We start from the raw sequence: 25028 nt of genomic DNA on the forward strand, positions 1-25028 counted from the left end.
GCTCCTCCCTTTTGAGATGGGCGAGCGAATACAGCCGAAACGCGCGACGGCTCAATTGTGGTTATCCGAAGATTCGGTTTTCCACATGGATATGACAGAAAGCTTACTATCAGACGACAGGACTTCGGTATCATCGACATCTTGAGCGTCGGCATGCCGGCGCCGCAAAGACTTCTGCCTTCAAATCATGGGCAGGCCGCGGGGCTTGCGCCCGCGCGGGAAGGCGGCGTCGATCCGCGCGATCTCGTCCGCCCCGAGCACGAGGTCGCCCGCCGCCGCGTTGTCCTCCGCATGGGCGAGGCGAGCCGCCTTCGGGATGGCGAAGACCGAGGCCCGGCGGGTCAGGAACGCGAGCGCCACCTGCCTCGCCGTGGCGCCGCGGGCGGCCGCGATCTCGGCGAGCACCCTGCCCCCGGGACTGGTCGGCGCCGGAAAGGGCTGGCCGAACGGCGTGTAGGCGGTCACCGCCACCCCGTTCGCCTCGCACCAGGGAACGACCGCGTGCTCGATGGCCCGCTCCTGCAAGTGGTAGAGCACCTGGTTGCAGGCGATCCGCCCCGGACCGGCGATCGCGAGCGCCTCGGCGAGATCCTCCTCGTCGAAGTTGGAGACCCCCCAGGACAGGATGCGGCCGTCCCGGACCAGGTCCTCGAAGGCCGCGATCGTCTCCTCGAGCGGCACGCGGCCGCGCCAATGGAGCAGGTAGCAGTCGATCCTGTCCGTCCCGAGCCGGCGCAGCGACCGCTCGCAGGCGGCCTTGGTGCCGGCCCGGGAGGCGTTCTGGGGCAGCACCTTGGTGACCAGGAATACCTCGTCGCGCCGCCCCTGGATGGCCTCGCCGACGAAGAGCTCGGCGTCCCCGTACATCTCCGCGGTGTCGATATGGGTCATGCCGAGGTCGAGACCGCGCCGCAGGGCCGCGACCCCGGCGCGCCGATCAGTGTCGTCGAGCTTCCAGGTCCCCTGCCCGATCACCGACACCGCGCGCCCTGCGCTCCCGAATGGCCTCGTCCGCATGGTCCGCCTCCCGTCCCCGCTCGTCCGACGGCAGAGCAGCGCGTCACCGCGTGCCCGTCAAGCCGACGGGGCCGAAACCCGGCCGGCGAGCGCACGTTCCCGCGACCGCCTTTCAGACCATGCGGAACCGAAAGCCGAGCTTCCGCATTGGACCGGTATCGTCCCAAGACGAGGAGTAGCAACCATGAAGAAGAGCATCATCCTCCTGACTGCCGGCACGCTCCTGGCCGCCTCTCCGGCCTTCGCCGCGCAGTACTACGTCGTGCAGGACTCCAGCACCAAGAAGTGCACCGTCGTGAGCGAGAAGCCGACCACCACGACCACCACGGTCGTCGGCGACGGCACCGTCTACACCACGCAGGAACAGGCCACCTCGGCCATGTCGAAGGTCAAGGTCTGCTCGAAGTAATCGCGGATCTCCGCAGATGTCAGGCCGGTCCCGGATGGCCCGGGGCCGGCCTTTCGCTTTTTCGCCGTCCGCAACAATTCGTGAGACCTTCGACAGCGATGGTGAGGAACCCCTGGTCCACCACCGGGTTCACCGGACAGACCCGAACAGGAGGCTCATGCCATGAACGACACTCTTGAAAGACCCGGCTACATCCCGAACGAATCCGACCTTCGCCGCTTCGACCTCATCGGCGGCGCCGTCGCCGTGCTGATGATCCTCGGCCCGCTGCTCGCGGGCGCCATGCACGGCTGATCCCGGACGGGGCGGTCGCCCGGCTCAGGGCCCGCCCCAGTCGAGCCGACACAGTTCGGCGGAGCGGCCGGCAAAGTTCCAGTTCCGGCCGAATCCGCGCATTCGGCTCTTCTCGGCCCGCGCCACGGTGATGTCCGGCGCGATCCAGTATTCGCTGTTGCTGACCACCACGTTCTCGCCGCGCGTCTTGCCGGCGATGGGCTTCACCACGCCGTCGACCACGTTCTCGATCCGGAAGATGCGGGTCTGGTCATCCACCTCGTAGGTGATCGGCGCCTGCCGGACCCCCAGAAAGTTGCCGACGAGAATCTTCAGGAGCCCGGTGGTCCCCCCGGCCTTGCCGGTGAAGATCCGCGTCAAGGCCTTCACCTGGTAGATGTCGGCCGCGTGGTCGACGAAGACGCCGGCCGTCCAGTTGCCCCGGCTCATAAGCCCCGGGATCTCCATGACCAGACCGACCTTGAGCCCGGAGAGGTCCACCTCGCCCATGTGGCCGCGGTCGATGCGGATGCCTGCCCAGGTCTGGCAGTAGCCCTCCGTCGGCGGATGCTGCCCAAGCGACAGCACGCAGGGGCAGAAGACCGTGCAGTTGCACGAGAGCACCAGTTCGCCGTCGAGCTTCCAGGGTTCCTCGGCCACGCGCGCCTCCCCGCCTCACACCATCTCCAGGAGCCGCGCCCCGACCGGCGAGGCGAGCAGCAGCGCCGCGCCCCAGAGGATCAGCGCCGCGCCGATCGCCCGGCTCAGCCAGAGGATCGAGACCGTCTTCTCGACCGCCATCGCCACCCCGATCACCGCGATCCAGACGACGTTCATGACGCCGACCGCGAACATGACCGTCATCAGGGCCCAGCAGCAGCCGAAGCAGAAGAGCCCCTGCTCGAGCCCGAGACGATAGACGCCCGCCGCCCGCTCCGTCCACCGCGCGAAGAAGAAGGGCATCGGCGACCGGCAGCGCACGAGGCAGGCGTGCTTCATCGGCGTGAACTGGTAGAGCCCGGCGGCGATCAGCGTCGTGCCGGCGAGGACGAGGCTCGCCGGCGCCATCGCGGGCGTCAGCGCGCGCAAGGCGGTCAGGCCCCATTGGGCCAGCGTGGCGAGCGCCGAGAAGCCGACCCAGACCGTCAGGTAGCCGGCCGCGAGCACCAGGACCGACACGGCGCGCTCGCCCTTCCGGGCGGCCGCCTCGGCGATGTCCGCATAGGTGCCGAGCATGGGGGCGGCGGTCGGGAGCATCATGGCGAGCGCCATCATGACCCACATGAGGAACACGACCGCCAGGTCCCGCGGCCCCCAGGCGCCCGCGCCCGGCATGCCGAAATGCGCCCCGTCGGGCGAACAGAGGACGGCGATCGACGCGCGCACGCTTTCCGGCAGGCCGGCGAGCCCGTTCAGCCCGTTCAGGATGCCCATGCCCGGCCCGAGGGTCGCCATGTCGGTCGAGGCGAGCATGGAGCCGACCACGGCGGCGAGCCAGGCCCAGCCGAGCGCGGCCCCGGTCGCCACGGTGGCGATCATGACCGTGCGCGGCCGTCGCGCGAGCCAGGCGAGGCTGCGGTCGGGGGCGGCGAGATGGGGATGTCCGTCGAGGCTCATGGGTCCGCGTCAGTGTCGGCCGATCCGGGGCGGCGAGGCAAGCGTTGCGGGAGAGATGCCATGGAATTGTGTCCTGCGATTTGACTTGGGCCCGGTGCATCGGCGACGGCCCCGCCCTATACCGGACGCATCGACAGCCGGAGCCGAAGCGATGACCGACGCCCTCCCCGCCCCGTCCGCCCCGTTCGACGTCGCCGTGGTCGGCGCCGGGCCGTCGGGCCTCGCCGCGGCCCTGCATCTCGCGCGCTCGGGGTTCCGGACCGTCTCCATCGCGCCGAAGAGCCCGCCCGAGGACCAGCGCACGACAGCCCTGCTCGGCAGTTCGGTCGGGCTCCTGCAGCACCTCGGCGTCTGGGACGCGCTCGCGGCACGCGGCGCGGCGCTGCGCACCATGCGGCTCGTCGACGTCACCGGCCGGCTCGTCCGGGCCCCCGAGGTCGCCTTCCACGCCCGCGAGATCGAGCGCGACTCCTTCGGCGTCAACGTCATGAACCGGGACATCACCGACGTCCTGTCGACCGCCGCCGCCGAAACGCCCGGCCTGACGCGCCTCGAAGGCACGGTCGAGACCGTCACGATCGGCGAGCGGCTGGTCCGCCTGGAAACCGGCGCCGGTGCGGTCGTGGAGGCCCGGGTCGCGGTCGCCGCGGACGGGCGGCGGTCGCGTCTGCGCGAGGCGGCCGGCATCGGCATCGACACCTGGACCTACCCGCAGTCGGCGCTGGTCCTCAACGCCGCGACCGAGGCGGCCCACGACGAGATCTCGACCGAGTTCCACGGACCCAACGGCCCCTATGTGCTGGTGCCCCTGCCCGGCCGCATGGTCTCCATCGTCCTGATCGAGAAGCCCGAGGCCGCCGAGGCCCTGAACGCCCTCTCCGACGAGGACCTCGGGCGCGAGCTGGAGCGCCGCGCGCACTCGCTCCTGGGCCGCATGACGGTGGTCGGGCCGCGGCAGGTCTATCCGCTGTCCGGGCTGACCGCCAAGGCCTTCGGGCGGAACCGGGTGGCGCTGGTCGGCGAGACGGCCCACGTCTTCCCGCCCGTCGGCGCGCAAGGGCTGAACCTCAGCCTGCGCGATGTCGGCCACCTCGCCGAGGCGCTCGTCCGGGCGCGCCGGTCCGGCCAGGACATCGGCGGCGCGGAGACGCTCGCCGCCTACGACCGCATGCGCCGGCCGGACGTCAAGTCGCGCACCCTCGGCGTCGACATCGCCGACCGGGCACTGCTCTCCGACCTCCTGCCCGCCCAGATCGCCCGCAGCCTCGGCCTCGCGCTCGCCGACCGGATCGCCCCGCTGCGCCGCCTGATCATGCGGGAGGGCCTGGCGCCGAGCTTCCTGACCCCACGCGTCATGCGCCCCGAGCGGCCGCGGCGCGCCGTCGAGCCCTGAACGGCCCGCCCGGCATGCCTCCCCTGCCCGGCCTCCGGTTGACCCGACCGGGGCCGGCGCGGGACAGTCGCGCCCAGGAGACGACCGGCCCCGCCAGAGGGCCGGCCAGGGAGGCGATGTGATGAACCTGCACAAGATGCTGCTCGCCCGGAAGGCGGCCGGCCGTCCGGTGACCGTCGGCCTGATCGGGGCCGGCAAGTTCGGCACCATGTTCCTGTCGCAGGTCCGAGTGACCGACGGCATGCACCTCGTCGGCGTCGCCGACCTGAGCGTGCCGCGCGCCCGGGCGCAGCTCGCCGCCGCGGGCTGGCCCGAGGAGCAGGTCTCCGCCGCCTCGCTGTCCGACGCCGCCGCCACCGGCCGCACCCATGTGGGCGACGACGCCGAGGCCCTGATCGCCTGCCCGGCCGTGGAGGTCGTCATCGAGGCGACCGGCGACCCCAAGACCGGGATCCGCCTGTGCCTGAAGGCGATCGAGAACGGCAAGCACATCGTGATGGTCAACGTCGAGGCCGACGCGCTCGCCGGCCCCCTCCTCGCCCGCCGGGCCGAGCAGGCCGGCGTCGTCTATTCCCTCGCCTGGGGCGACCAGCCGGCGCTCATCTGCGAGCACGTCGACAGCATCCGCGCCTGCGGCTTCCGGGTCGTGGCCGCCGGCAAGGGCACCCGCTACCACCCGACCTACCACCATTCGACGCCCGACACGGTCTGGGACATTCTCGACCGCTACCTCAAGATCACCGACCGGTCGTCGATCAATCCGAAGATGTTCAACAGCTTCGTGGACGGGACGAAGTCGGGCATCGAGATGACCGCCGTCTGCAACGCGACCGGCCTGCGGTCCCAGAGCGAGGGCCTCTCCTTCCCCCCCGCGACCCGCTTCGAGCATGCCGAGGTGTGCAAGCCACGGTCGGAGGGCGGCGTGCTCGAGTTCGCGGGGGTGACCGAAGTGACGTCGTCGGTCTACCGGGACGGCACGGACGTTCCCCATCACCTGGCGCTCGGCACCTACGTGGTCTTCGAGGCCGAGAGCGACTACGCCCGGCGCTGCTTTCGCGAGTACCACATCCTGCCCGACTCCTCGGGCCGCTACGCCGCGCTCTACCGCCCGACCCACATGATCGGCCTGGAGCTCGGGCTTTCGGTCGCCTCGGTGGCCCTGCGGCGCGAGCCGACCGGCGCCCCGACGGCCTTCGTGTCCGACGTCGTCGCCACGGCCAAGCGCGACCTGAAGGCGGGCGAGATCCTCGACGGCGAAGGCGGCTTCTGCGTCTGGGGCAAGCAGACCCCGGCGCGCCGGTCCCTCGACGAGGGCTACCTCCCGCTCGGCCTCGCCCAGCACGTCCGGCTCGTCAAGGACGTGGCCGAAGGCGAACGGCTGCGCTGGACGGACGTGGAGGTGGACGCCGCCGACCTCGCCGTGCGCACCCGCCGGGAGATGGAGGCGACCTTCGGTCCCGATGCGGTGTGACGGTCCGCCGGGCGTCAGGATGGGCTGCGCCGACCCGCCTGCCAGTGTACGCCGGCGCCCGGAACAGGTCGGCATCCGGGGCCGTTGCAGGACCTCTGCCGGGAGGTTCGCATGGGTTCGGACGGCATCACGCATGGTCCCCTGGACCCCGGGACGGTGCATCTCTGCGTCGACATGCAGCGCATCTTCGCCCCGGGCTCGCTCTGGTCGACGCCCTGGATGGAGCGCGTCTTGCCGCGCGTGACGGCGCTCGCGGAGCGCCATGCTGCGCAAACCCTGTTCACCCGCTTCATCCCGCCGGAGCGCCCCGAGGACCGGCCCGGCGCCTGGCAGCGCTACTACCGCCGCTGGCGAGAGGCGACGCGCGAGCATCTCGACCCCGCCCTCCTGGAACTGGTCGAGCCGCTCGCCCGGCTCGCGCCGCCGGCGGAGACGATCGACAAGCCGACCTACTCCGCCTTCGCGGCCGGCGCGCTGCCGCAGCGCCTCGCCGCCCGGGAGGTCCACACCCTGGTCGTCACCGGCGCCGAGACGGACGTCTGCGTGCTGGCGACCGTGCTCGGCGCCGTCGACCGCGGTTACCGGGTGATCGTCGTCTCGGACGCGATCTGCAGCTCCTCGGACGCCGGCCACGACGCGCTGATGACCATGTACCGCGGCCGCTACGCCCTGCAGATCGAGGTGGCGACCACCGAGGAGATCCTCTCCGCCTGGTCCTGACCGCCCGGCCGCGCCCTCAATGGTAGCCCTCGCCGGACCTGAGCCGTCCCCGGAAGGTCCAGTAGACGAAGACCGAGTAGCCGAGCACCACCGGCAGCAGCAGGAGCGTGCCGACGAGCGAGAAGATCTGCGATTCCGGGGCGGCCGCCGCCTGCCAGATCGTCACCGTGTCGGGCACCACGTAGGGCCAGGACGACACCGCGAGCCCGGCGAAGCAGAGGAGGAAGATGCCGATCGTGCCGAGGAAGGGCAGGACCGTGCCGCCCGACCGGATCGACGCCCAGACGAGCAGGACCAGCCCGGCCGCCAGGGTCGGCAGCGGCCACAGCCAGCGCAGGGTCTCGGCCGCGAACCAGCGCTCCGAAACCCGCGGGGACGCGAAGGGCGTCCACAGGCTCACCGCCGCCACGAAGGCCGCGAGCCCGACGAGGAGCCACGGCGCCAGCCGGCGCGCATGGTCGGCGACCTCGCCCTCGACCCGCATCATCAGCCATCCGGCCCCGATCATGGCGTAGCCGGCGACGAGCCCGAGCCCGCAGAGCACCGAGAAGGGGGTCAGCCAGTCGAGGGAGCCGCCGGCGAACTGCCCGTCGGCGACGCGGATGCCCTGCACGAGCCCGCCGAGCACCAGCCCCTGCGCGAAGGCGGCGAGGATCGATCCGCCCGCGAAGGCCACGTCCCAGATGCCGTGGTTCGGCTTCGCCACCCACCGGTACTCGAAGGCGACGCCCCGGAAGATGAGCGCCAGAAGCATGACGATGACCGGCTCGTAGAGGGCCGGCAGGATGATCGAATAGGCGAGCGGGAAGGCGACGAAGAGCCCGCCGCCGCCCAGCACCAGCCAGGTCTCGTTGCCGTCCCAGAAAGGGGCGACCGAGTTCATGATGGTATCCCGCTCGCGCTCGCCGCGCGCCGTCGCGAACAGGATGCCGACGCCGAGGTCGAAGCCGTCGAGGATCACGTAGAGGGCGACCGCCGTCCCGATGAGCGCGATCCAGACGACCGGGAGAAGCTCCATGCCGCTCATGTCTCACTCCTCGCGGTCGCGGCCCGCACGGCGTCCACGGACGCCGACAGGGGGCTCGAGGGCACGCCCGGCTCCGCGTGGGTCACGTCGGGCGTCGGCCCGGCGTGGATCAGCCGGTTCACGTAGAGGATGCCGGCCGTGAAGACGAAGCCGTAGACCACGACGAAGAGCGCCAGCGACACCGCCACGCGCATGGGCTCGATCGGCGAGGCCGCGTCCGCGGTGCGCAGGAGGCCGGTCGCGAGCCAGGGCTGCCGGCCGATCTCGGTGACCATCCAGCCGGCGATGATGGCCAAAAAGCCCATCGGCCAGGACCACGCGGCAGCGGTCAGGAACCCGGTCGCCGCGTCCAGCCGGCCGCGCAGCCAGTGCCAGCCGCCCCAGGCCGCGAGCGCGACCATCAGGACGCCGAGGCCGACCATGAGGCGGAACGAGAAGAACACCGGCCAGACCGGCGGCCGGTCCGCCGGGGCGAAGTCCTTCAGGCCCTTGAAGAGCCCGTTCCAGTCGTGGGTGACGATGACGCTCGCGAGGCGCGGGATGCCGATCGCGTAGTCGTTGCGCTCCTCCGCGGCGTTGGGCAGCGCGAAGAGGAGGAGGTCGGCGGGATGCGACCCGTCCCAGTGCCCCTCGATGGCGGCGAGCTTCGCGGGCTGGTGATCGCGCGTGGCGAGACCGTGCAGGTCTCCGATGACGATCTGCAGGGGCGCCAGGACCAGGGCCATGCCGAGCCCCATGCGGAGCATGATCCGGCTCTCGTCGATGAAGCGGGAGGCGAGGAGATGCCGCGCCCCGACCGCCATCACCACGATGGAGGTGGTCAGGTAGGCCGCCGTCACCATGTGGGCGAGCCGGTAGGGGAAGGTCGGGTTGAAGATCGCCGCGATCCAGTCGACCGGGTAGGCGATCCCGTCGCGGACCGCGTGCCCGGCCGGAAATTGCATCCAGCTGTTCGCCGAGAGGATCCAGAAGGCGGAGAGCAGGGTCCCAACCGCGACCGCCGTCGCGCTCGCCGCCATCATGCCGGGCGACACCCGATCCCATCCGAACAGCATGATGCCCAGGAAGGTCGCCTCCAGGAAGAAGGCGGTCAGCACCTCGTAGCCGATGAGCGGTCCGACCACGTTGCCGACCACCAGCGAGAAGCGGCTCCAGTTGGTGCCGAACTGGTAGGAGAGCACGATCCCGGACACGACCCCCATGGCGAAAGAGACCGCGAAGATCTTCGTCCAGTAGCGCGCGAGCCGCAGGAAGATCGGATCGCCCGTCCGGAGATGGCGCAGGTGAAGCGTCGCCACAAAGGCCGAGAGCCCGATCGTGAAGGCCGGAAAGACGATGTGGAACGTGATCGTGAAGGCGAACTGGACCCGCGAGAGCCACACGCCGTCGAACCAGTCCGTCATGCCGCTGCTCCCAGGGCTGCCCCGCGCCCGAACCGTCGAGCTTGCGATCGGTTCGGTCCGTAATAGCCCGGAGGCGTGCCGTCTGTGATCTCGTCACCGACCCCGGCCGCTTCCGCCCGCCCCCCGTCGCGGCTAGATTGCCGACCCCGGCGAGCGGCGCGAGGCATCCCGTGACGGCGAGACTGACCCATATCGACGAAACCGGCGCGGCCAACATGGTCGACGTCGGCGACAAGGCGGTGACGCGGCGCGTGGCCGTCGCCGAGGGGCGGGTGCGCATGAAGCCCGAAACCCTGGCGATGATCCGCGCCGGCCAGGCCAAGAAGGGCGACGTGGTGGCGACGGCGCGAATCGCCGGCATCATGGCGGCGAAGCGGACCCACGAGCTGATCCCGCTCTGCCACCCCCTGCTCCTCACCAAGGCGGCCGTCGAGATCGAGCCCGACGAGGCTCTGCCCGGCCTCGTCGTGCGCGCGACGGTGCATGTCGGCGGTCAGACGGGGGTCGAGATGGAAGCCCTGACGGCTGCCACCGTCGCGTGCCTGACCATCTACGACATGGCCAAGGCGGTCGACCGCGGCATGATCGTCGAGGGCGTCCGGGTGCTCGAGAAGTCGGGCGGCAAGTCCGGCGACTGGCGGGCGGAGTGACGGCCATGGCGGTGTCCGGATCCCCGCTCCTGTCGGTCGAGGAGGCGCGGGCGCGCATGCTGGCCGGCGTGGTGCCGGTCGGCGCCGAGTCGGTCGCGCTCGCCGAGGCGGAAGGCCGGGTCCTCGCCGAGGACCTGACCGCCACCCGTACGCAGCCGCCCTTCCCGGCCTCGGCCATGGACGGCTACGCCCTCCGCGCGGCCGACATCGCCGCCGTCCCGGCGCGCCTGCGCGTGATCGGAACGGCGCCGGCCGGCCGCGCCTTCGAGGGCCGCCTCGGTGCCGGCGAGGCCCTGCGCATCTTCACCGGCGCGCCCGTGCCCGAAGGCGCCGACACGGTGCTCATCCAGGAGAACGCGGAGGTTGCCGCGGACGGCACCATCCTGGCGCTCGACGCCACCCCGCGCGGCCGCAACGTCCGGCCCGTGGGGCTCGACTTCCAGGCCGGCGAACGCCTGATCGACGCCGGCACGCGGCTCGACTGGCGGGCGGTCTCGCTCGCCGCGGCCATGAACCACCCGGTCCTCCAGGTGCGCCGTCGCCCGCGCGTCGCCGTCCTGGCGACCGGGGACGAACTCGTCCGCCCCGGCGAGACGCCCGGCCCGGACCAGATCGTGGCGTCCAACAATTTCGGGGTCGCCGCGATGGTGAGCGCGCTCGGCGGGGAGCCCGTCGACCTCGGCATCGCGCCCGACGACGAGGCCGCCATCGGGGCACGCATCGCCGCCGCCCTCGAGACGCGGGCCGACGTACTGGTCACCCTCGGCGGCGCCTCGGTCGGGGACCTCGACCTGGTCGGCCGGACCCTCGGCGACGCCGGCATGGAGCTCGCCTTCTGGAAGATCGCCATGCGGCCCGGCAAGCCGCTCATGGCCGGCCGCCTCGGGCCCATGCGCGTCCTCGGCCTGCCCGGCAACCCGGTCTCGAGCCTCGTCTGCGCGATCCTGTTCCTGAAACCCCTCCTGCGCGCCCTCCTGGGCGTCGCCCCCCTGCTCGACCCGGAGGTCGACGCCGTGGCGGCGGTCGACCTGGCCGCCAACGACCATCGGCAGGACTACCTGCGCGCCGAAATCGAAAGCCGGGACGAAAGCGGACTGCCCCGGGTGCGCCCCTTCCCCGTCCAGGACTCCTCCATGCTGACCCGCCTCGCCCGGGCGGACTGCCTGGTCCTGCGCGCCCCGAACGCCCCGCCGCTCCCCGCCGGCGGCCGGTGCCGAATCATCCCCCTCTCCTGACCGTCTCAGCCCGCTCCGGCGCCGGACCGCCGCGGCCCGTTCCGCAGCGTTCGGGTTCGTTCCCGGCCGCATATTCTTCGTTCCCGGTCCGTTTTAACGGAAAATTGACGCTTGTAGAACATGGAGAGAACGTGTAGCTTCAGTTCGCGCTTTGTACACGTCACAGGCTTCATCCAGGTTTTCGTGGAGACGACCCCCGTCCCCCATAGGAGATCCGGACGCCCGAGCGGCAGAGTGGCGACGAAGGATTCGAACCACCAAACCGAACCCGAGGGGCGACAGGACCCATGCTCACCCGCAAGCAACTCGAGCTCCTGATGTTCATCCACGAACGCCTGAAGGAAACGGGCGTGCCTCCCTCCTTCGACGAGATGAAGGACGCGCTGGACCTCAAGTCGAAGTCCGGCATCCACCGGCTGATCACAGCGCTCGAGGAGCGCGGCTTCATCCGCCGCCTGCCGAACCGCGCCCGTGCGCTCGAGGTGGTGCGGCTCCCCGACTCGGTCGCGCCGAGCCTCGCGGCAGCCCGCAACGGCAAGGCCTTCGCGCCTTCCGTGATCGAGGGAAGCCTCGGCAGGCAACGCCCGGTCGGCTCCGGCGACGACAAGAACGGCGCGGTCTCCATCCCGGTGATGGGGCGCATCGCCGCCGGCACCCCGATCTCGGCGATCCAGAACTACACCCACGCGATCCCCGTCCCGGCGGACCTCATCGCCGGCGGCGAGCACTTCGCCCTGGAGGTGCGCGGGGACTCCATGATCGAGGCCGGCATTCTCGACGGCGACACCGTGGTCATCAAGCGTGCCGACGGCGCCGACACCGGCGACATCGTGGTGGCGCTGGTGGACGACGAGGAGGCGACGCTGAAGCGCCTGCGCAAGCGGGGGGCGTCGATCGCCCTGGAGGCCGCCAATCCGGCCTACGAGACCCGCATCTTCGGACCCGATCGCGTCAAGATCCAGGGCAAGCTCGTCGGCCTCATCCGCCGCTACTGACCGGATCGGCCACGCGGCCCTCCGATTGCCGGAATTCCTCAGTCCGACACGCCCGGGTCGCGGCCGTCTCCGTCGTCGTCCGGCAGCAGGGACGGCGCCCCGGAGGGTGCCGGCCGAAGGGCGGTGCCGGCCCGGCCGGGACGGTGCCCGTCGGCTGCGGGACCGGCCGGTTGCGTCACACGACCGGTCACCGGCGCGGGCGCCCCCGCCGGCTCGGCCGTACGCGAACCGGTGGTGGCCGGAGCGGGCGGCGGCGGGCGGGCGTTCCAGGGCCGGGTCCGGCCCGCGACAGCGGGCTGAAGCGAAGCCGGCAAGGGCGCCACCGCCGAGGGCGTCCCCGGCACGGAAGGGCCCTGCGCTCCGGCCGGCGGGCCGTTGGCCGGACGGGCGGGCCAGCCGAGCGCGAGGCCGCCGGTCTCCGCCAGGACGGCGCGGTCGACGACGACGGTCAGCGCCCGGCAGCCGGGCGGGGCGTCCAGGCGGGTGACCACGATCGCGGCCCGGCGGCAGTCCTCGTCGAAGGCACGCGGATCACGGACGACGGCAAGAACGCGGGGCCGCGTCCCGGGGGAGGCCACATGGATCGCGCAGCCGAACGGATCGCACTGCCAGCCCGCCGCCAGGGCGGGGTCGCGGACGGCGCGCGGGTCGGCGTCTGCGGCGAGCCAGACCTGCGCGGCGAATCGCGCCCGCGCCGCGTCGAGCACCGCCAGGCGCCCGTCGCCACCCCTCACGGCGATCGGCTCGGCATCCGCGCCGACGAGAATGTCCGGAGCCTGCGCGAAGGGAGCGACCGCCACAGCGGCTGCCGCCGGAACGAGGCCGAGGAGACGCCAGCGACGGGTCCAAAGCGTCAGCCAGAGGATCGCCGCGACGGCGAGCGGCAGGGCCGCCGGATGGATGCGCCCGATCAGCCCCTCGCCGCCCGGCAGGCCGGCGACCTCGCTCGCGACCGCCAGCATGGCCTCGATCCCCATCCCCATGAGGACGAGGGGCCAGGACTCCAGGCCGAACGGCATGGCCAGCATGGCCAGGAGCGCCATCGGCATCACGATCGTGCCGACGACCGGCAGCACCAGCATGTTGGCGAGGACGCCGTAGGGCGCCGCGCGGTGGAACTCCGCCGCCACGACGGGAGCCGTCGCGAGGCCGGCCACGACCGACGAGAAGGCGAGCCCCGTCACGTGCGCGGCGAGCCAGCGCAGGAGCCGACCGGCCGGGCCGGCCAGCGGGTTCACCAGGCGGGTCGGGTCGCGCGGGCGGTCGCGCCAGACCTCGTAGGCGGCCACGAGCGCGAGCACCGCCAGGAACGACATCAGGAACCCGGGCTCGGCCACCGCATGGGGTTCGAAGGCCAGGATCGCCAGCGCCGAGACCGCGACCGTGCGCTGAGTCAGGGCGGGTCGGTCCGCCAGGACGGCCAGCAGGCCGACCGCGAACATGATGTAGGACCGGTCCGTCGCCACGCCGCCGCCGGAGATCAGCAGGTAGCCGGTGACGGCCGCGAAGGCCGCGACCGCGGCCACCTTCTTCACCGGGATGCGCAGCGCCAGTCCGGGGACGAGCGCCAGCAGCAGGCGGACGGCAGCGAGCACCGTGCCGCCGACCAGGACCATGTGCAGGCCCGAGATCGAGATGATGTGCGAGAGCCCCGAGGCGCGCATGGCCTCCTGGTCTGCCTCCGGGACGGCGCGGCTCTCGCCCACGATCAGGGCGGCCGCCATCGCGCCCGCCCGCCCCGGCAGGGCCTGCCGGATCCGCTCGGCGATGTCGTGGCGCAGTGTCGCGACCCCGGCGGCGAGGCGCAACGCGCCGGGCGGCGGCCCGAGATCCTGGCGCTCCACCCGGCCGAGGACGAAGCCCGAGGCCCCGCGCCCCTCGAAATAGGCCCGCCGGGCGAAGTCGTAGCCGCCCGGCAGCACGGGGCCGTCGGGCGGCCGAAGCCGGGCGAGGAAGCGCACCCCCTCCCCGATCCGCGCCCCGCCGTCGCGCCCCCGGGCGGCCGTCGCGGCAATCCGCTTCGGCCATTCCGCCGGCGCCGGCCCGCGGGTCTCCATGGATTGCACCGCGACCAAGAGGCGCGTGCCGCCGTTCGCCGTCCCCTCCGCCTCCTCGACCCAGCCCGTGACCGTGACGGTCCGCTCGCGGTCGAGCCGCGGCGCCGCGACGGCCAGGCTCTCCAGCTTGCCGGCAAAGAGCCCCGCAGCGGCCATCGCGGCGAGCACCAGGACGCGCGCGTCGCGCCCGCGCTGCCGCGCCGTCAGGGCGGCAGCCGCGAACCCGACCGCCACGATGGCCAGGGCCCAGGCCTGCGGCTCCTGCGGCAGCTTCAGGTAGCCGAGGGCGCCGAGCCCGAAGGCGACCACCGCCCAGGGAAACCCGGCTCCCCTGTCGAGTTCGGCCGCCAGCGTGTCGGCGATCCGCTCGCGCAGGAGAGAGGCCTCCAGCGCGATCCGGCGCGCGCCTCCCGGGACCGCGAACGCGGCAACGGACCTCCGCCGCCGGCTCCGCACGGAACCGGCGTCCTCTCTCCCGTCTGTATCCACCGGCGAGCCCCCCGGCTCCCCGCGGAAGCCCTCCACGCGGCCCCCTTGCTTACTTTTCGGCGAACCCATGCTACAGGAACCGCCCTCATCGTGACCACCGGCCCGGGCCCGACCCGGCCGAAGACCCGGACCTCCCATGGCTGATCCCGTCGTCACCCGCTTCGCCCCGTCGCCGACTGGCTTTCTCCACATCGGCGGCGCGCGCACGGCGCTGTTCAACTGGCTCTTCGCGCGCCACACGGGCGGCAAGATGCTGCTGCGCATCGAGGACACGGACCGGGAGCGCTCCACCGAGGCGGCCATCGAGGCGATCCTGGACGGCCTGCGCTGGCTCGGGCTGGACTGGGACGGCGAACTGACCTTCCAGTTCGCACGCATGCACCGCCACGCCGAGGTCGCCCACGAGCTCCTGGCGCGCGGCATGGCCTATCGCTGCTACGCCTCTCAGGCCGAGCTCGAAGAGATGCGCGAGACCGCCATGAAGGAGGGCCGCCCGCCCCGCTACGACGGCCGCTGGCGTAACCGGTCGCCCGAGGAGGCGCCGGCGGGCGTCAAGCCGGTGATCCGCTTGCGCGCGCCCCAGGAGGGCGAGACCGTCATCGACGACGTGGTGCAGGGCCGCGTGGTCTTCCGCAACGACGTGCTCGACGACTTCGTGCTGCTGCGCTCCGACGGGACGCCGACCTACATGCTGGCGGTGGTCGTCGACGACCACGACATGAGCGTCACCCACATCATCCGGGGCGACGACCACCTGACCAACGCTGCGCGGCAGACCCAGATCTACCGCGCGATGGGCTGGGACGTGCCGTCCATGGCCCACATTCCGCTGATCCACGGGCCGGACGGCGCGAAGCTCTCCAAGCGCCACGGCGCGCTCGGCGTGGACGCCTACCGGGCCATGGGCTACCTGCCGGAGGCCATGCGGAACTACCTTTCGCGCCTCGGCTGGAGCCACGGCGACGACGAGATCTTCTCGACCGCGGAGGCGGTCGGCTGGTTCGACCCGAAGGACATCAACAAGGGCGCGGCCCGCTTCGACTTCGCCAAGCTGGAACACCTGAACGGCATCTGGATCCGGCGCACCGACGACGACGAACTTGTCCGCCTCGCGCTCGATCTCCTGCCCCACATCCCGAACGGCGCCGAGTTCGCGCGCCTGGCGTCGGAGCCGGGGCTCGGCCAGTTCCGGGCCGCCATGCCGGGGCTGAAGGAGCGCGCCCGGACGCTCCTGGAACTTCTCGATGGCGCCCGCTTCCTCATCGCCGACCGGCCGCTCGCGCTCGACGACAAGGCAACGGCGCTCCTCGACGAGGCTGGCCGGCGCACGCTCGCCGGGCTCGCGGCGCGACTGGAAGGCCTGAACGCCTGGACGGTGGAGACGACGGAGGCCGCGGTCCGCGCCTTCGCGGAGGCGGAGGGGCTGAAGCTCGGCAAGGCGGCGCAGCCGCTGCGCGCCGCGCTGACCGGACGCTCGACCTCGCCGGGCATCTTCGACGTTCTGGCCGTTCTCGGCCGCGAGGAGAGCCTTGCCCGCATCAGGGAGCAGGTCCGCGACTGAGTCCTGCCGCAGCGCACAATTCGAGTGCGCCCGCCGAGGATTTGGGCTAGCTTTTCTTGCGGCACCGCATCATCCCTTCGGCGTGCTTGTGGCGCCACAGCAAATGGGCTACGGGTCCGTCTGACGGGTTTCGGCATTCCCCTCCGCGGCTGATCGTCGCGGTTAGGGAGTGATGCTAACGCCTTGAGCCGCCACACCGATGCCTCCTCGCTCCACCATTCCGGGGGTAGCCGAATGACCGACAAGATCGCCCGACTTTCGATCGGCAACGAGAGCCTGACCTTCCCCGTGAAGGACGGGAGCATAGGACCGAGCGTGATCGACATCTCGAAGCTCTACGGGGGCTCGAAGATGTTCACCTACGACCCCGGCTTCACCTCGACCGCCTCGTGCGAGTCGAAGATCACCTACATCGACGGCGACGAGGGTGTGCTGCTCTACCGCGGCTATCCGATCGAGCAGCTGGCCGAGCACACCGACTTCCTCGAGACCTGCTACCTGCTGCTCTACGGCGAGCTCCCGACCGACGCCGAGAAGACGGACTTCGTCTCGCGCGTGACGCACCACACCATGGTGCACGAGCAGATGAGCCGGTTCTTCACCGGCTTCCGACGCGACGCCCACCCGATGGCCGTCATGGTCGGTACCGTCGGCGCGCTCTCGGCCTTCTACCACGACTCCCTCGACATCACCGATCCGCACCAGCGGATGGTCGCCTCGATCCGCATGATCGCCAAGATGCCGACGATCGCCGCCATGGCGTTCAAGTATTCGATCGGCCAGCCGTTCATGTATCCGAAGAACGACCTGGACTACACGTCCAACTTCCTCCGCATGTGCTTCGCCATTCCCTGCGAGGAGTACAAGGTCGACCCGGTCCTCTCCAAGGCCCTCGACCGTATCTTCATCCTGCACGCCGATCACGAGCAGAACGCGTCCACCTCGACCGTCCGGCTCGCCGGCTCCTCGGGCGCCAATCCCTTCGCCTGCATCGCCGCCGGCATCGCTTGCCTGTGGGGCCCGGCCCATGGCGGCGCCAACGAGGCGGCGCTCGACATGCTGACCGAGATCGGCACGCCGGACCGCATCCCGCACTATGTCGCCCGCGCCAAGGACAAGAATGATCCGTTCCGCTTGATGGGCTTCGGCCACCGGGTCTACAAAAACTACGACCCGCGCGCCAAGATCATGCAGCGCACCTGCCACGACGTGCTGAAGGTCATGGGCCACACCGACGACCCGCTGCTGCAGGTCGCCATGGAGCTCGAGCGGATCGCGCTTCACGACGAGTACTTCATCGAGAAGAAGCTTTATCCGAACATCGACTTCTATTCGGGCATCACGCTGAAGGCGATGGGCTTCCCGACCTCGATGTTCACCGTCCTCTTCGCGCTCGCCCGCACCGTCGGCTGGATCGCGCAGTGGAAGGAGATGATCGAGGACCCGTCCCAGAAGATCGGCCGGCCGCGCCAGCTCTACACCGGCGCCGCCCGGCGGGATTTCGTGCCGCTCGACAATCGGGGCTGACCCCCTCGCGGTCGGACTTGCCGGGGGCGCCAGGGGCGCCCCCGTTTTCGTGCCGGCGCCGGCCCGCAGCGGACCCTGCCCTACCCGGGTTGCCGGCGCGCGGCCTGAAGGACGGCCGCCGCGGCCGCGTCCGCGGGCTTCTGCCCGTCCGGCAGGCGCATGAGGTCGTCGAGACGGTCGAAGAGCGCGAGCTGGCTGTCCCGTGCGGGGCCGCCCCGCAGGAGCTCGGCCACGGCGCCCGCCAGGGCCGCCGGCGTCGCCGCCTCGTCGATGAACTCCGGCACCGCCGCCTCCCCGGCGATCAGGTTCGGCAGCACCACCGAGCGCACCCGGATCACCCCCTCCAGGCCCTTGGGAACACGAACCAGCCGCTTGGCGCGCCGGCCGAGCCAGTCGAGCCGGTAGGCGACGACCGTCGGCACGCGGGCGAGCGCCAGCTCCAGCGTCACCGTTCCCGAAGCCGCCAGGGCCACCTCCGCATCGCCGAACGCCGCGCGCTTGGCGGCCTCACCGGTCACGATCCGGGGTCGAACCGGCCAGGCGGCCGCCAGCCGCTCGATCTCGCCGAGCAGGTGCGGTACGGCCGGAAGCGTCGCCTCCACCGGCCCGACTTCGGTGCGGAGCCGGTCGATCACCGCCCCGAACAGGGGCATGAGGCGGCCGACCTCCGTGCGGCGGCTCCCGGGCAGCACGACGAGTTGGCGAATGGCGGGGACCTCGGCCTGCCCGCCAGACCGCTCCGCCCGGATCCCGGCCAGGCTTTCGAGCGCCGGATGGCCGACATAGACGGTCGGCGGCCCGCCGAGGATGCGGTGCACCTCCGGCTCGAAGGGCAGCACGGCCAGGAGCCGGTCGCAGAAGGCGGCGAGCTTGCGCGCCCGCCCTGGCCGCCAGGCCCAGACCGTCGGCGAGACGTAGACGACGATCGGCAGGTCCGGCCGCACCGCCCGCACCCGCCGCGCCACGCGCCGGCAGAAATCCGGACTGTCGATCAGCACGAGCACGTCCGGCCGGGCCGCCAGGACGGCCGCCGCGGTTTCGGCGATGCGCCGCAGAAGCAGCGGCAGGCGCGCGAGCACCGGGCCGATGCCCATGACGGCGATGTCGGACATGGGGAAGAGGCTGGCGAGGCCCGCGGCCGCCATGGCCGGGCCGCCGACCCCCTCGAAGCGGGGCGAGGGCACCGCCCGCCGCAGGCCGGCCATCAGGCTTGCGCCGAGCTGGTCGCCCGAGGACTCGCCCGCGACCAGGAAGACCTTCAGAGCCTCGGCCATGATCAGCCTCCCGGCGCGCGTTCCGCCTCGTCGGGGAGCGCGAAGCCGAGCACGAACAGGCCGAGCCGGTCCGCCACCTCCGCCAGGATGTCCTGGTCGACGATCAGCGTGCGGCCCGCCTCCACGGCAACGCCGGCGAGGCCGGCCGCGGCCGCGTTGCGGATGGTCGCCGGGCCGATCGCGGGCAGGTCGAGCCGGGCGTCCTGCTGGGGCTTCATGCATTTGACGAGCACGCCGGCCGCCCCGCGCACCCCCTGACCCCGCCGCGCCCGCGCGACGTCCTCCAGGAGCGCATCGGTGCCGCGCGCATCCTCTCGCCCGATCACCGCCCCGCCCGAGGCGACCACCGCCTGGCCGAGGTCGGAACGCCCGAGCGCCTTGGCGGCGCGGTAGCCGACGAGCACGTCGGCGAGGTCCTCGTCGGTCGGCCGGTAGCGGCCGAGCAGACCCGAGCGGGCGAGCAGCCCGGGCGCCACGTCGGCCGGCGAGACGATCCGGAAGCCGCGCCTCTCGATGATTCGGGCGATCTTGCGCAGCACGCTGTCGTCGCCGTCGCGGAGCATCGACCAGTGGCGCACCACCTCGACCACGCCGGTGAAGTCGACCTCCCGCCAGGTCGGCATGCGCCGGTCCGCGAAGGTGCCGAGAAGCAGGATGTCCTGCGCGCCGAAGGTCCTCATCAGCCTGAAGAGCTCGCCGAGCTGGCCGCGCTTGAGCCAGGCATGGGGGAAATCCTCGATCTCCCGGGAGGCCTCGCCCTCGACGCCGGCGATCATCACCTCGCGGCCCTGCGCCATCGCCTGCTCGGCGGCGATCAGCGGGAAGTCCCCGCCGCCGGCCAGGATGACCAGCGGCCCGGCCTTCGATGACGGCTCCGTCGCGGCCATCGCCGAAGTCACCCCTCGCGGCCGGCGCGCGGCATGCAGAGCGCCCGGTCGCCGCCACCCCGGATGAAGTCGACCACCTCCATGACCAGCGGCTCGGCGGCGAACATGGCGGCCACGTCCGCGACCCTCTCCATCAGCGTCCCCTCGTCGGAAAAGAGCATCCGGTAGGCGGCGCGCAGCCGGTGGATGTTCTCCCTCTCGAAGCCGCGCCGGCGCAGGCCGACGATGTTGAGGCCGCCGAGGCGGGCGCGGTCACCGATCGCGGAGCCGTAGGGGATCAGGTCGTTCTCCAGGCCGGACAGGCCGCCCAGGAACGAATGCGGTCCGACGCGCACCCACTGGTGCACCGCCGAGAGGCCGCCCAGGATGGCGAAGTCGCCGACGGTCACATGGCCGGCGAGGGTCGCGTTGTTGACCAGGATGACGTTGTTGCCGACCCGGCAGTCGTGCGCCACATGGGCGCCCACCATGATGAGGCAGTTCTCCCCGATCGAGGTCAGCATGCCGCCTCCCTCGGTGCCCGGGTTGATGGTGACCTGCTCGCGGATGACCGTGTTGCGGCCGATCACCACACGGCTCGGCTCGCCCCGGTACTTCAGGTCCTGCGGCGGATGGCCGATCGACGCGAAGGGGTAGATCTTGCAGCCCGGGCCGATTTCGGTGCGGCCGGCGAGGCTCGCGTGGCTGACCACCTCGACCCCGTCGCCGAGCACGACCTCCGGACCGATGACCGAGAAGGGGCCGATCACGACCTCCTCGCCCAGCCGGGCGCCGTCCTCGACGACGGCGGAAGGGTGGATCCGGGCAGCCATCTCAGTCCTTCACCAGCATGGCGCTCACCTCCGCCTCGGCAACGAGCGTATCGCCGACCTTGGCCTCCCCCCGATACCACCACATGTTCGCGCGGTTCTTGAGCTTGGTCATGTGGTATTCGACACGATCGCCGGGGACGACCGGCTTGCGGAACTTCGCCTTGTCGATGGTCATGAAGTAGACGACGCTCGGCCGCCCGCCGCCGAGCGCGGCGGCCACGCACATGGCGCCGGCGGTCTGCGCCATGCCCTCGATGAGGAGCACGCCCGGAAAGACCGGCCGCCCCGGGAAATGGCCCTGAAACTGCGGTTCGTTGAAGGTGACGTTCTTGATGCCGACGCCGGACCGGTCTCCGTCCATGTCGACGATGCGGTCGACCATGAGGAACGGGTAGCGGTGCGGCAGCAGCTCGAGCACCTTCAGGATGTCCGCGGCTTCCAATGTGACGGTCGCTTCGCTCATCGACGTCCTAGCCTTCTTCTTGCTCTTGCCCGCCGGCGGCCGCCTTGCCGCTCCTCTCGGCGAGGCGCTTCAGGGTGGCGATCTCGCGCGCCCACAGCGCGATCGAACGGGCCGGCGACCCGCCGACGCGGGCGCGCGGCGCGACGTCCCGCATGACACCCGCCTGGGCGCCGACCTGTGCGCCGGCGCCGATCCGAAGATGTCCGGCGATCCCGACCTGACCGGCGAGGACCACGAAATCCTCCAGGGTGGTCGAGCCGCTCACGCCGACCTGGCTAACGATCACGCAATGCCGACCGACCACCACGTTGTGGGCGATCTGGACCAGATTGTCGATCTTCGTGCCCTCGCCGATGATCGTGTCCCGGTTGGCACCGCGGTCGATCGTCGTGTTGGCGCCGATCTCGACGTCGTCCTGCACGACGACCCGCCCGATCTGCGGCACCTTCTGGTGCCCGCGTGGACCCATGGCGAAGCCGAAGCCGTCCTGGCCGATGCGCACGCCGCCATGGATCACCACGCGGTTCCCGATCAGGGCATGGATGATGGTCGCATTCGCCCCCACGTGGCCGTTCCGTCCGATGCGCACGTCGTGGCCGATGACCGTGTTGGCGCCGATCACCGTGCCGGTCCCGATCTCGGCCCGGGCCCCGATCACGGCCCCGGGCTCGATCGTGGCACCGGGCTCGATCCGCGCCGAGGGGTGCACGCGCGCCTCCGCCGAGATCCCGCCCGGCTCGCCGCCATAGGGCCCCTCCAGCCGGAAGGCGGCGGGAAACAGGCGCGCGAGCACGGTCGCGAAGGCCCGGTAGGGTTCGGCCGTCTCGATCGCGGCCACCTCGCGCGGAACGCGGCCGACGAATCGCGGATGCACGAGGCAGGCGGTGGCATGCGTCGCCGCGAGCTGGCCGAGATACTTCTGATTGTCCAGGAAGGCGAGGTCCCCGGATCCCGCCGTGTCGAGCGGCGCGACCCCGGTCACGGTCACGTAGCCGAGGGCCGGATCGACGAGCCGCCCGCCGCACCAGGCGGCGATCTCCTCCAGGGCGACCGGGCGCGGCACTGCGAAGAATCGGGGATCGGACATGACGGCCCTGCGGACTAGGGACTCCGCCGGCGACCCGACGGCCCTTCTGGGATGGCCGTACCACGCCGGCCCCGAAACGAAAAGGCCGCCGCGGGAAGCGGCGGCCTTGGAGATCCGGTGCGGGCCGGACGATCAGAACTGGGTGCCGCCGCTGAAGCGGAACACCTGCTCCTGGTCGCCCTTCGCCTTGGTGAGCGCGAAGCCGAAGTCCGCCCGCAGCGGGCCGAAGGGCGACCGCCACAGAAGGCTGAAGCCGGCCGACGAGCGGATCGCCGCGGTGTCCGTGTAGCTGAACCGGCCCACGATCTTGCCCTTCGAGTCACGGATCGGACGACCTTCCCGCGGAAGGTTGTCGTCGAGATTGAAGAGCGTGCCGGCGTCGGCGAAGACGCCGGTGTAAAGGCCGAACTCCTCAGGCGTGAAGGGGAACGGCCTCATCATCTCCGCCGTAGCCGCCACGTAGGTGCGGCCGCCCAGCGCCTCGTTGATCCGGTAGGAGTTCTTGTGGCCGCCGGGGGTGATCCGCGTGATGTCGCGCGGGCCGATGCCGGCCGCCGCGAAGCCGCGGATGGTCTCGCCGCCGAGGAAGAAGTTGTTGATCAGGTCGACCGGCTCGCCGACGCCTTCGATATGGCCGCCGCGCAGGCGGAGCATGCCGATGAGGCCCCAGTCCGCGTAGATCTCGCGGTAGTAGCGCGAGTCGAACGTGGCCCGGACATAGCTGACGTCGCCGCCGAGGCCCGCGAAGTCGGTCTGGAACTTGACGTAGATGCCGTCCCGCGGGAACTGGATGTTGTCGAGCGAGTTGTAGACCACGTTCGCCGACGGCATCGACGTGACGGTGTAGCGGTGGCAGTTCGAGCCGCCCGGGCAGGGATTGAAGATCGTGGCGTTCTTCTTGCCCCCGGCGATGAACTGCTTGTAGGCCAGCGAGGCCTCGCCGTCGCGGTAGTCCTGGTTGACCTGTGAGCGGGACAGCATGATGTCCTGCGACATGATCGAGTAGCTGGTGCCGAGCGTCAGGTTGTCGGTGATCGGGAAGCCGAAGCGCACGGTCGCGCCCTGGGCGTCCTCCGAATAGGCCCGGTAGAAATTGTCCTCGTAGTGGGTCGTGTACAGGTCGATGCCGGCCGACAGCCGGTAACCGAGGAAGTACGGCTCCGTGAACGAGAAGCTATAGCCCTTCTGGTACTCGCCGAACTGCGCCGCCACCTTGATGAACTGGCCGCGGCCGAGGAAATTGCGCTCGCTCAGCGACACGTCGCCGATGATGCCCTCGGCCGTCGAGTAGCCGGCACCGAAGCCGAGCTCGCCGGTCGACTGCTCCTCCACGTCCACGTTCAGCACGACGCGGTCGGGCGAACTGCCCGGCTCGGTGGTGAGCTTGACGGACTTGAAGAAGCCGAGCCGGTTCAGCCGGCGCTCCGCCTGGGTCACGTAGGTGCGGTTGAAGGCGTCGCCCTCGGCGATGTCGATCTCGCGCCGGACGACGTAGTCCCGCGTGCGGCTGTTGCCGCGCACGTTGATCCGCTCCACGTAGGCGCGCGGACCCTCGTCGATGTAGTAGGTGATCGCGATGGTCTTGTTGCCGTAGTCGCGGACCGCGCGCGGGCGGACCTGCGCGAAGGCGTAGCCGAGCTTGGAGGCTTCGGCCACGATGGCTTCCATAGACTTCTCGATCTCCTCGGCATTGTAGGTGCCGCCGGGCGAGGTGCGCACGACGCTGCGCAGCCGGGCCGGGTCCAGCTCCGGCAGCGTCGACTGCACGTCGATCTGGCCGAAGGTGTAGAGCTCGCCCTCGTCGACCGTGAAGGTCACGAAGAAGATGTTGCGCTCGCGGTCGAGGTCGGCGCTCGCCGAGAGGATCCGGAAGTCGGCATAGCCGTTCTTGGTGTAGTGCTTGCGGATCGCCTCCTGGTCCTGCGTCAGGCGATCCGGGTCATAGGTGTCGGTGGTCCGGATGAAGCCGAGCAGGCCGGTCTCGCGGGTCTTGATGACGTCGCGCAGGCGGCCGTCCGAGAAGGCGTTGTTGCCCACGAAGGTGATGCGCGAGACGGCCGTCTTGTCGCCCTCGTCGAATTCGAAGACGAGATCGACCCGATTGTCCGAGAGCTCGATGATCTTGGGCTCGATGGTGGCCCGGAAGCGGCCGTTGCGGCGGTAGGCCTCGAGCAGGCGCTGGACGTCGCTCTGCACCTTGGAGCGGGACAGGAAGCCGCGCACCTTCGATTCCACGACCGACTTCAGCTGCTCGTCCGTGAGCCGCTTGTTGCCCTCGAAGGAGATGCGGTTGATGAGCGGGCTCTCCTTGACGGTGACGATGACCTGGCCGCCGCTCGGCTGGATCTGCACGTCGGAGAAGAGGCCGGTCCCGTAGAGCGCCTTGAGGCTCTCGTCGATGTCCTGGGCCGTCATGGCGCGGCCCCGGTTGGTCATGTAGGAGCGAACCGTCTCGGCCTCGACGCGCTGGTTGCCGCGCACCACGATCGAGGATTGCGCCTTGGCGATGCTGACGCCGATGAAGTCGAAGCCGGTGCCTCCGACGGGTACGAGTGACACGAAGGCCGCGACGACCACGGTCTTCTTGATCCCTGTCGAGAACGCTCGCATCGATTCGAAGTCCTGTTCTTCTTGCGAGGCCCGGCGGCCCAGACCCTTACG

General features: G+C 71.1%; 22 protein-coding genes. 10 read left to right on the top strand and 12 right to left on the bottom strand.

Going from position 1 to position 25028, the window contains the following annotated elements:
- Nucleotides 1-180: 180 nt before the first annotated feature.
- On the bottom strand, nt 181-1017 hold the full coding sequence (locus tag WBG79_RS13770) for an aldo/keto reductase (RefSeq protein WP_337357672.1): 837 nt from the start codon (nt 1015-1017) through the stop codon (nt 181-183).
- A gap of 184 nt (nt 1018-1201) precedes the next feature.
- Between WBG79_RS13770 and WBG79_RS13775 the strand changes: the two genes are divergently transcribed.
- Both WBG79_RS13775 and WBG79_RS13780 read left to right on the top strand, forming a co-directional pair.
- Nucleotides 1202-1426 (top strand): hypothetical protein, encoded by a 225-nt coding sequence (locus tag WBG79_RS13775; RefSeq protein WP_337357673.1) that lies wholly within the window; start codon nt 1202-1204, stop codon nt 1424-1426.
- A 162-nt stretch (nt 1427-1588) separates the two neighbouring features.
- Nucleotides 1589-1720 carry a hypothetical protein gene (locus WBG79_RS13780; protein WP_337357674.1) on the top strand — a complete coding sequence of 44 codons (132 nt, stop codon included), beginning with the start codon at nt 1589-1591 and terminating at the stop codon, nt 1718-1720.
- A gap of 24 nt (nt 1721-1744) precedes the next feature.
- On the opposite strand, the gene WBG79_RS13785 is transcribed toward WBG79_RS13780, so the two are convergent.
- Complete coding sequence (locus WBG79_RS13785; RefSeq protein ID WP_337357675.1) at nt 1745-2359, bottom strand: DUF1326 domain-containing protein; 615 nt, start codon at nt 2357-2359, stop codon at nt 1745-1747.
- A gap of 15 nt (nt 2360-2374) precedes the next feature.
- A complete protein-coding gene (locus tag WBG79_RS13790) occupies nt 2375-3316 on the bottom strand; it encodes a DUF2182 domain-containing protein (RefSeq protein WP_337357676.1) in 942 nt (313 codons plus the stop codon).
- Nucleotides 3317-3467: 151 nt separating this feature from the next.
- On the opposite strand from WBG79_RS13790, the gene WBG79_RS13795 reads away from it, so the two are divergent.
- From WBG79_RS13795 to WBG79_RS13805, 3 genes are all read left to right on the top strand, one after another.
- Nucleotides 3468-4709: a UbiH/UbiF family hydroxylase gene (locus tag WBG79_RS13795; RefSeq protein ID WP_337357677.1), complete on the top strand. Its 1242-nt coding sequence runs from the start codon at nt 3468-3470 to the stop codon at nt 4707-4709.
- Between the two features lie 121 nt (nt 4710-4830).
- Entirely contained in the window at nt 4831-6180 is a 1350-nt protein-coding gene (locus WBG79_RS13800; protein WP_337357678.1) for an NAD(P)H-dependent oxidoreductase, read from the top strand.
- A 111-nt stretch (nt 6181-6291) separates the two neighbouring features.
- The gene (locus WBG79_RS13805; protein WP_337357679.1) at nt 6292-6900 is read left to right on the top strand and encodes a cysteine hydrolase family protein; all 609 of its coding nucleotides are present in this window, start codon (nt 6292-6294) and stop codon (nt 6898-6900) included.
- A gap of 16 nt (nt 6901-6916) precedes the next feature.
- On the opposite strand, the gene cydB is transcribed toward WBG79_RS13805, so the two are convergent.
- Together cydB and WBG79_RS13815 are read right to left on the bottom strand one after the other, a co-directional pair.
- Nucleotides 6917-7927: a cytochrome d ubiquinol oxidase subunit II gene (gene cydB, locus WBG79_RS13810; protein ID WP_443147433.1), complete on the bottom strand. Its 1011-nt coding sequence runs from the start codon at nt 7925-7927 to the stop codon at nt 6917-6919.
- Complete coding sequence (locus WBG79_RS13815; protein ID WP_337357680.1) at nt 7924-9330, bottom strand: cytochrome ubiquinol oxidase subunit I; 1407 nt, start codon at nt 9328-9330, stop codon at nt 7924-7926. Before WBG79_RS13815 ends, cydB begins: the two co-directional genes overlap by 4 nt.
- Nucleotides 9331-9500: 170 nt before the next feature.
- Between WBG79_RS13815 and moaC the strand changes: the two genes are divergently transcribed.
- From moaC to lexA, 3 genes are all read left to right on the top strand, one after another.
- A complete protein-coding gene (gene moaC, locus WBG79_RS13820) occupies nt 9501-9980 on the top strand; it encodes a cyclic pyranopterin monophosphate synthase MoaC (RefSeq protein WP_337357681.1) in 480 nt (159 codons plus the stop codon).
- Between the two features lie 5 nt (nt 9981-9985).
- A complete protein-coding gene (locus tag WBG79_RS13825; protein ID WP_337357682.1) occupies nt 9986-11215 on the top strand; it encodes a molybdopterin molybdotransferase MoeA in 1230 nt (409 codons plus the stop codon).
- 287 nt (nt 11216-11502) lie between these two features.
- A complete protein-coding gene (lexA, locus tag WBG79_RS13830; protein WP_337357683.1) occupies nt 11503-12210 on the top strand; it encodes a transcriptional repressor LexA in 708 nt (235 codons plus the stop codon).
- A gap of 38 nt (nt 12211-12248) precedes the next feature.
- On the opposite strand, the gene WBG79_RS13835 is transcribed toward lexA, so the two are convergent.
- On the bottom strand, nt 12249-14723 hold the full coding sequence (locus WBG79_RS13835; RefSeq protein ID WP_337357684.1) for a ComEC/Rec2 family competence protein: 2475 nt from the start codon (nt 14721-14723) through the stop codon (nt 12249-12251).
- Between the two features lie 169 nt (nt 14724-14892).
- Between WBG79_RS13835 and gltX the strand changes: the two genes are divergently transcribed.
- Together gltX and gltA are read left to right on the top strand one after the other, a co-directional pair.
- Complete coding sequence (gltX, locus tag WBG79_RS13840) at nt 14893-16317, top strand: glutamate--tRNA ligase (RefSeq protein WP_337357685.1); 1425 nt, start codon at nt 14893-14895, stop codon at nt 16315-16317.
- Between the two features lie 234 nt (nt 16318-16551).
- Nucleotides 16552-17844, top strand: a complete 1293-nt coding sequence (gene gltA / locus WBG79_RS13845; protein ID WP_337357686.1) for a citrate synthase — start codon at nt 16552-16554, stop codon at nt 17842-17844.
- 80 nt (nt 17845-17924) lie between these two features.
- Here gltA and lpxB read toward each other — a convergent pair whose 3' ends face one another.
- The 6 genes from lpxB to bamA form a co-directional block, all read right to left on the bottom strand.
- Complete coding sequence (lpxB, locus tag WBG79_RS13850; protein WP_337357687.1) at nt 17925-19118, bottom strand: lipid-A-disaccharide synthase; 1194 nt, start codon at nt 19116-19118, stop codon at nt 17925-17927.
- 2 nt (nt 19119-19120) lie between these two features.
- Nucleotides 19121-20005, bottom strand: a complete 885-nt coding sequence (locus WBG79_RS13855; RefSeq protein WP_337357688.1) for an LpxI family protein — start codon at nt 20003-20005, stop codon at nt 19121-19123.
- 8 nt (nt 20006-20013) lie between these two features.
- Nucleotides 20014-20817 (bottom strand): acyl-ACP--UDP-N-acetylglucosamine O-acyltransferase, encoded by an 804-nt coding sequence (gene lpxA, locus WBG79_RS13860; RefSeq protein WP_337357689.1) that lies wholly within the window; start codon nt 20815-20817, stop codon nt 20014-20016.
- 1 nt (nt 20818) lies between these two features.
- Complete coding sequence (gene fabZ / locus WBG79_RS13865) at nt 20819-21280, bottom strand: 3-hydroxyacyl-ACP dehydratase FabZ (protein ID WP_337357690.1); 462 nt, start codon at nt 21278-21280, stop codon at nt 20819-20821.
- 7 nt (nt 21281-21287) lie between these two features.
- Nucleotides 21288-22367 (bottom strand): UDP-3-O-(3-hydroxymyristoyl)glucosamine N-acyltransferase, encoded by a 1080-nt coding sequence (gene lpxD / locus WBG79_RS13870; protein ID WP_337357691.1) that lies wholly within the window; start codon nt 22365-22367, stop codon nt 21288-21290.
- Nucleotides 22368-22499: 132 nt separating this feature from the next.
- Nucleotides 22500-24977 (bottom strand): outer membrane protein assembly factor BamA, encoded by a 2478-nt coding sequence (gene bamA, locus WBG79_RS13875; protein ID WP_337357692.1) that lies wholly within the window; start codon nt 24975-24977, stop codon nt 22500-22502.
- Nucleotides 24978-25028 lie beyond the last annotated feature (51 nt).

The organism is Prosthecomicrobium sp. N25, from assembly GCF_037203705.1.
Lineage (GTDB): Bacteria > Pseudomonadota > Alphaproteobacteria > Rhizobiales > Ancalomicrobiaceae > Prosthecodimorpha.

Excerpts from the sequence above, each read along its gene's own strand:
- WBG79_RS13800 (WP_337357678.1), top strand. The coding sequence starts at position 4,831 with ATGAACCTGCACAAGATGCTGCTCGCCCGGAAGGCGGCCGGCCGTCCG.
- WBG79_RS13825 (WP_337357682.1), top strand. The coding sequence starts at position 9,986 with ATGGCGGTGTCCGGATCCCCGCTCCTGTCGGTCGAGGAGGCGCGGGCG.
- WBG79_RS13770 (WP_337357672.1), bottom strand. The coding sequence starts at position 1,017 with ATGCGGACGAGGCCATTCGGGAGCGCAGGGCGCGCGGTGTCGGTGATC.
- lexA (WP_337357683.1), top strand. The coding sequence starts at position 11,503 with ATGCTCACCCGCAAGCAACTCGAGCTCCTGATGTTCATCCACGAACGC.
- fabZ (WP_337357690.1), bottom strand. The coding sequence starts at position 21,280 with ATGAGCGAAGCGACCGTCACATTGGAAGCCGCGGACATCCTGAAGGTG.
- gltA (WP_337357686.1), top strand. The coding sequence starts at position 16,552 with ATGACCGACAAGATCGCCCGACTTTCGATCGGCAACGAGAGCCTGACC.
- gltX (WP_337357685.1), top strand. The coding sequence starts at position 14,893 with ATGGCTGATCCCGTCGTCACCCGCTTCGCCCCGTCGCCGACTGGCTTT.
- WBG79_RS13795 (WP_337357677.1), top strand. The coding sequence starts at position 3,468 with ATGACCGACGCCCTCCCCGCCCCGTCCGCCCCGTTCGACGTCGCCGTG.
- WBG79_RS13805 (WP_337357679.1), top strand. The coding sequence starts at position 6,292 with ATGGGTTCGGACGGCATCACGCATGGTCCCCTGGACCCCGGGACGGTG.
- WBG79_RS13775 (WP_337357673.1), top strand. The coding sequence starts at position 1,202 with ATGAAGAAGAGCATCATCCTCCTGACTGCCGGCACGCTCCTGGCCGCC.
- bamA (WP_337357692.1), bottom strand. The coding sequence starts at position 24,977 with ATGCGAGCGTTCTCGACAGGGATCAAGAAGACCGTGGTCGTCGCGGCC.
- WBG79_RS13855 (WP_337357688.1), bottom strand. The coding sequence starts at position 20,005 with ATGGCCGCGACGGAGCCGTCATCGAAGGCCGGGCCGCTGGTCATCCTG.
- cydB (WP_443147433.1), bottom strand. The coding sequence starts at position 7,927 with ATGAGCGGCATGGAGCTTCTCCCGGTCGTCTGGATCGCGCTCATCGGG.
- WBG79_RS13790 (WP_337357676.1), bottom strand. The coding sequence starts at position 3,316 with ATGAGCCTCGACGGACATCCCCATCTCGCCGCCCCCGACCGCAGCCTC.
- lpxB (WP_337357687.1), bottom strand. The coding sequence starts at position 19,118 with ATGGCCGAGGCTCTGAAGGTCTTCCTGGTCGCGGGCGAGTCCTCGGGC.
- lpxD (WP_337357691.1), bottom strand. The coding sequence starts at position 22,367 with ATGTCCGATCCCCGATTCTTCGCAGTGCCGCGCCCGGTCGCCCTGGAG.
- WBG79_RS13780 (WP_337357674.1), top strand. The coding sequence starts at position 1,589 with ATGAACGACACTCTTGAAAGACCCGGCTACATCCCGAACGAATCCGAC.
- WBG79_RS13815 (WP_337357680.1), bottom strand. The coding sequence starts at position 9,330 with ATGACGGACTGGTTCGACGGCGTGTGGCTCTCGCGGGTCCAGTTCGCC.
- lpxA (WP_337357689.1), bottom strand. The coding sequence starts at position 20,817 with ATGGCTGCCCGGATCCACCCTTCCGCCGTCGTCGAGGACGGCGCCCGG.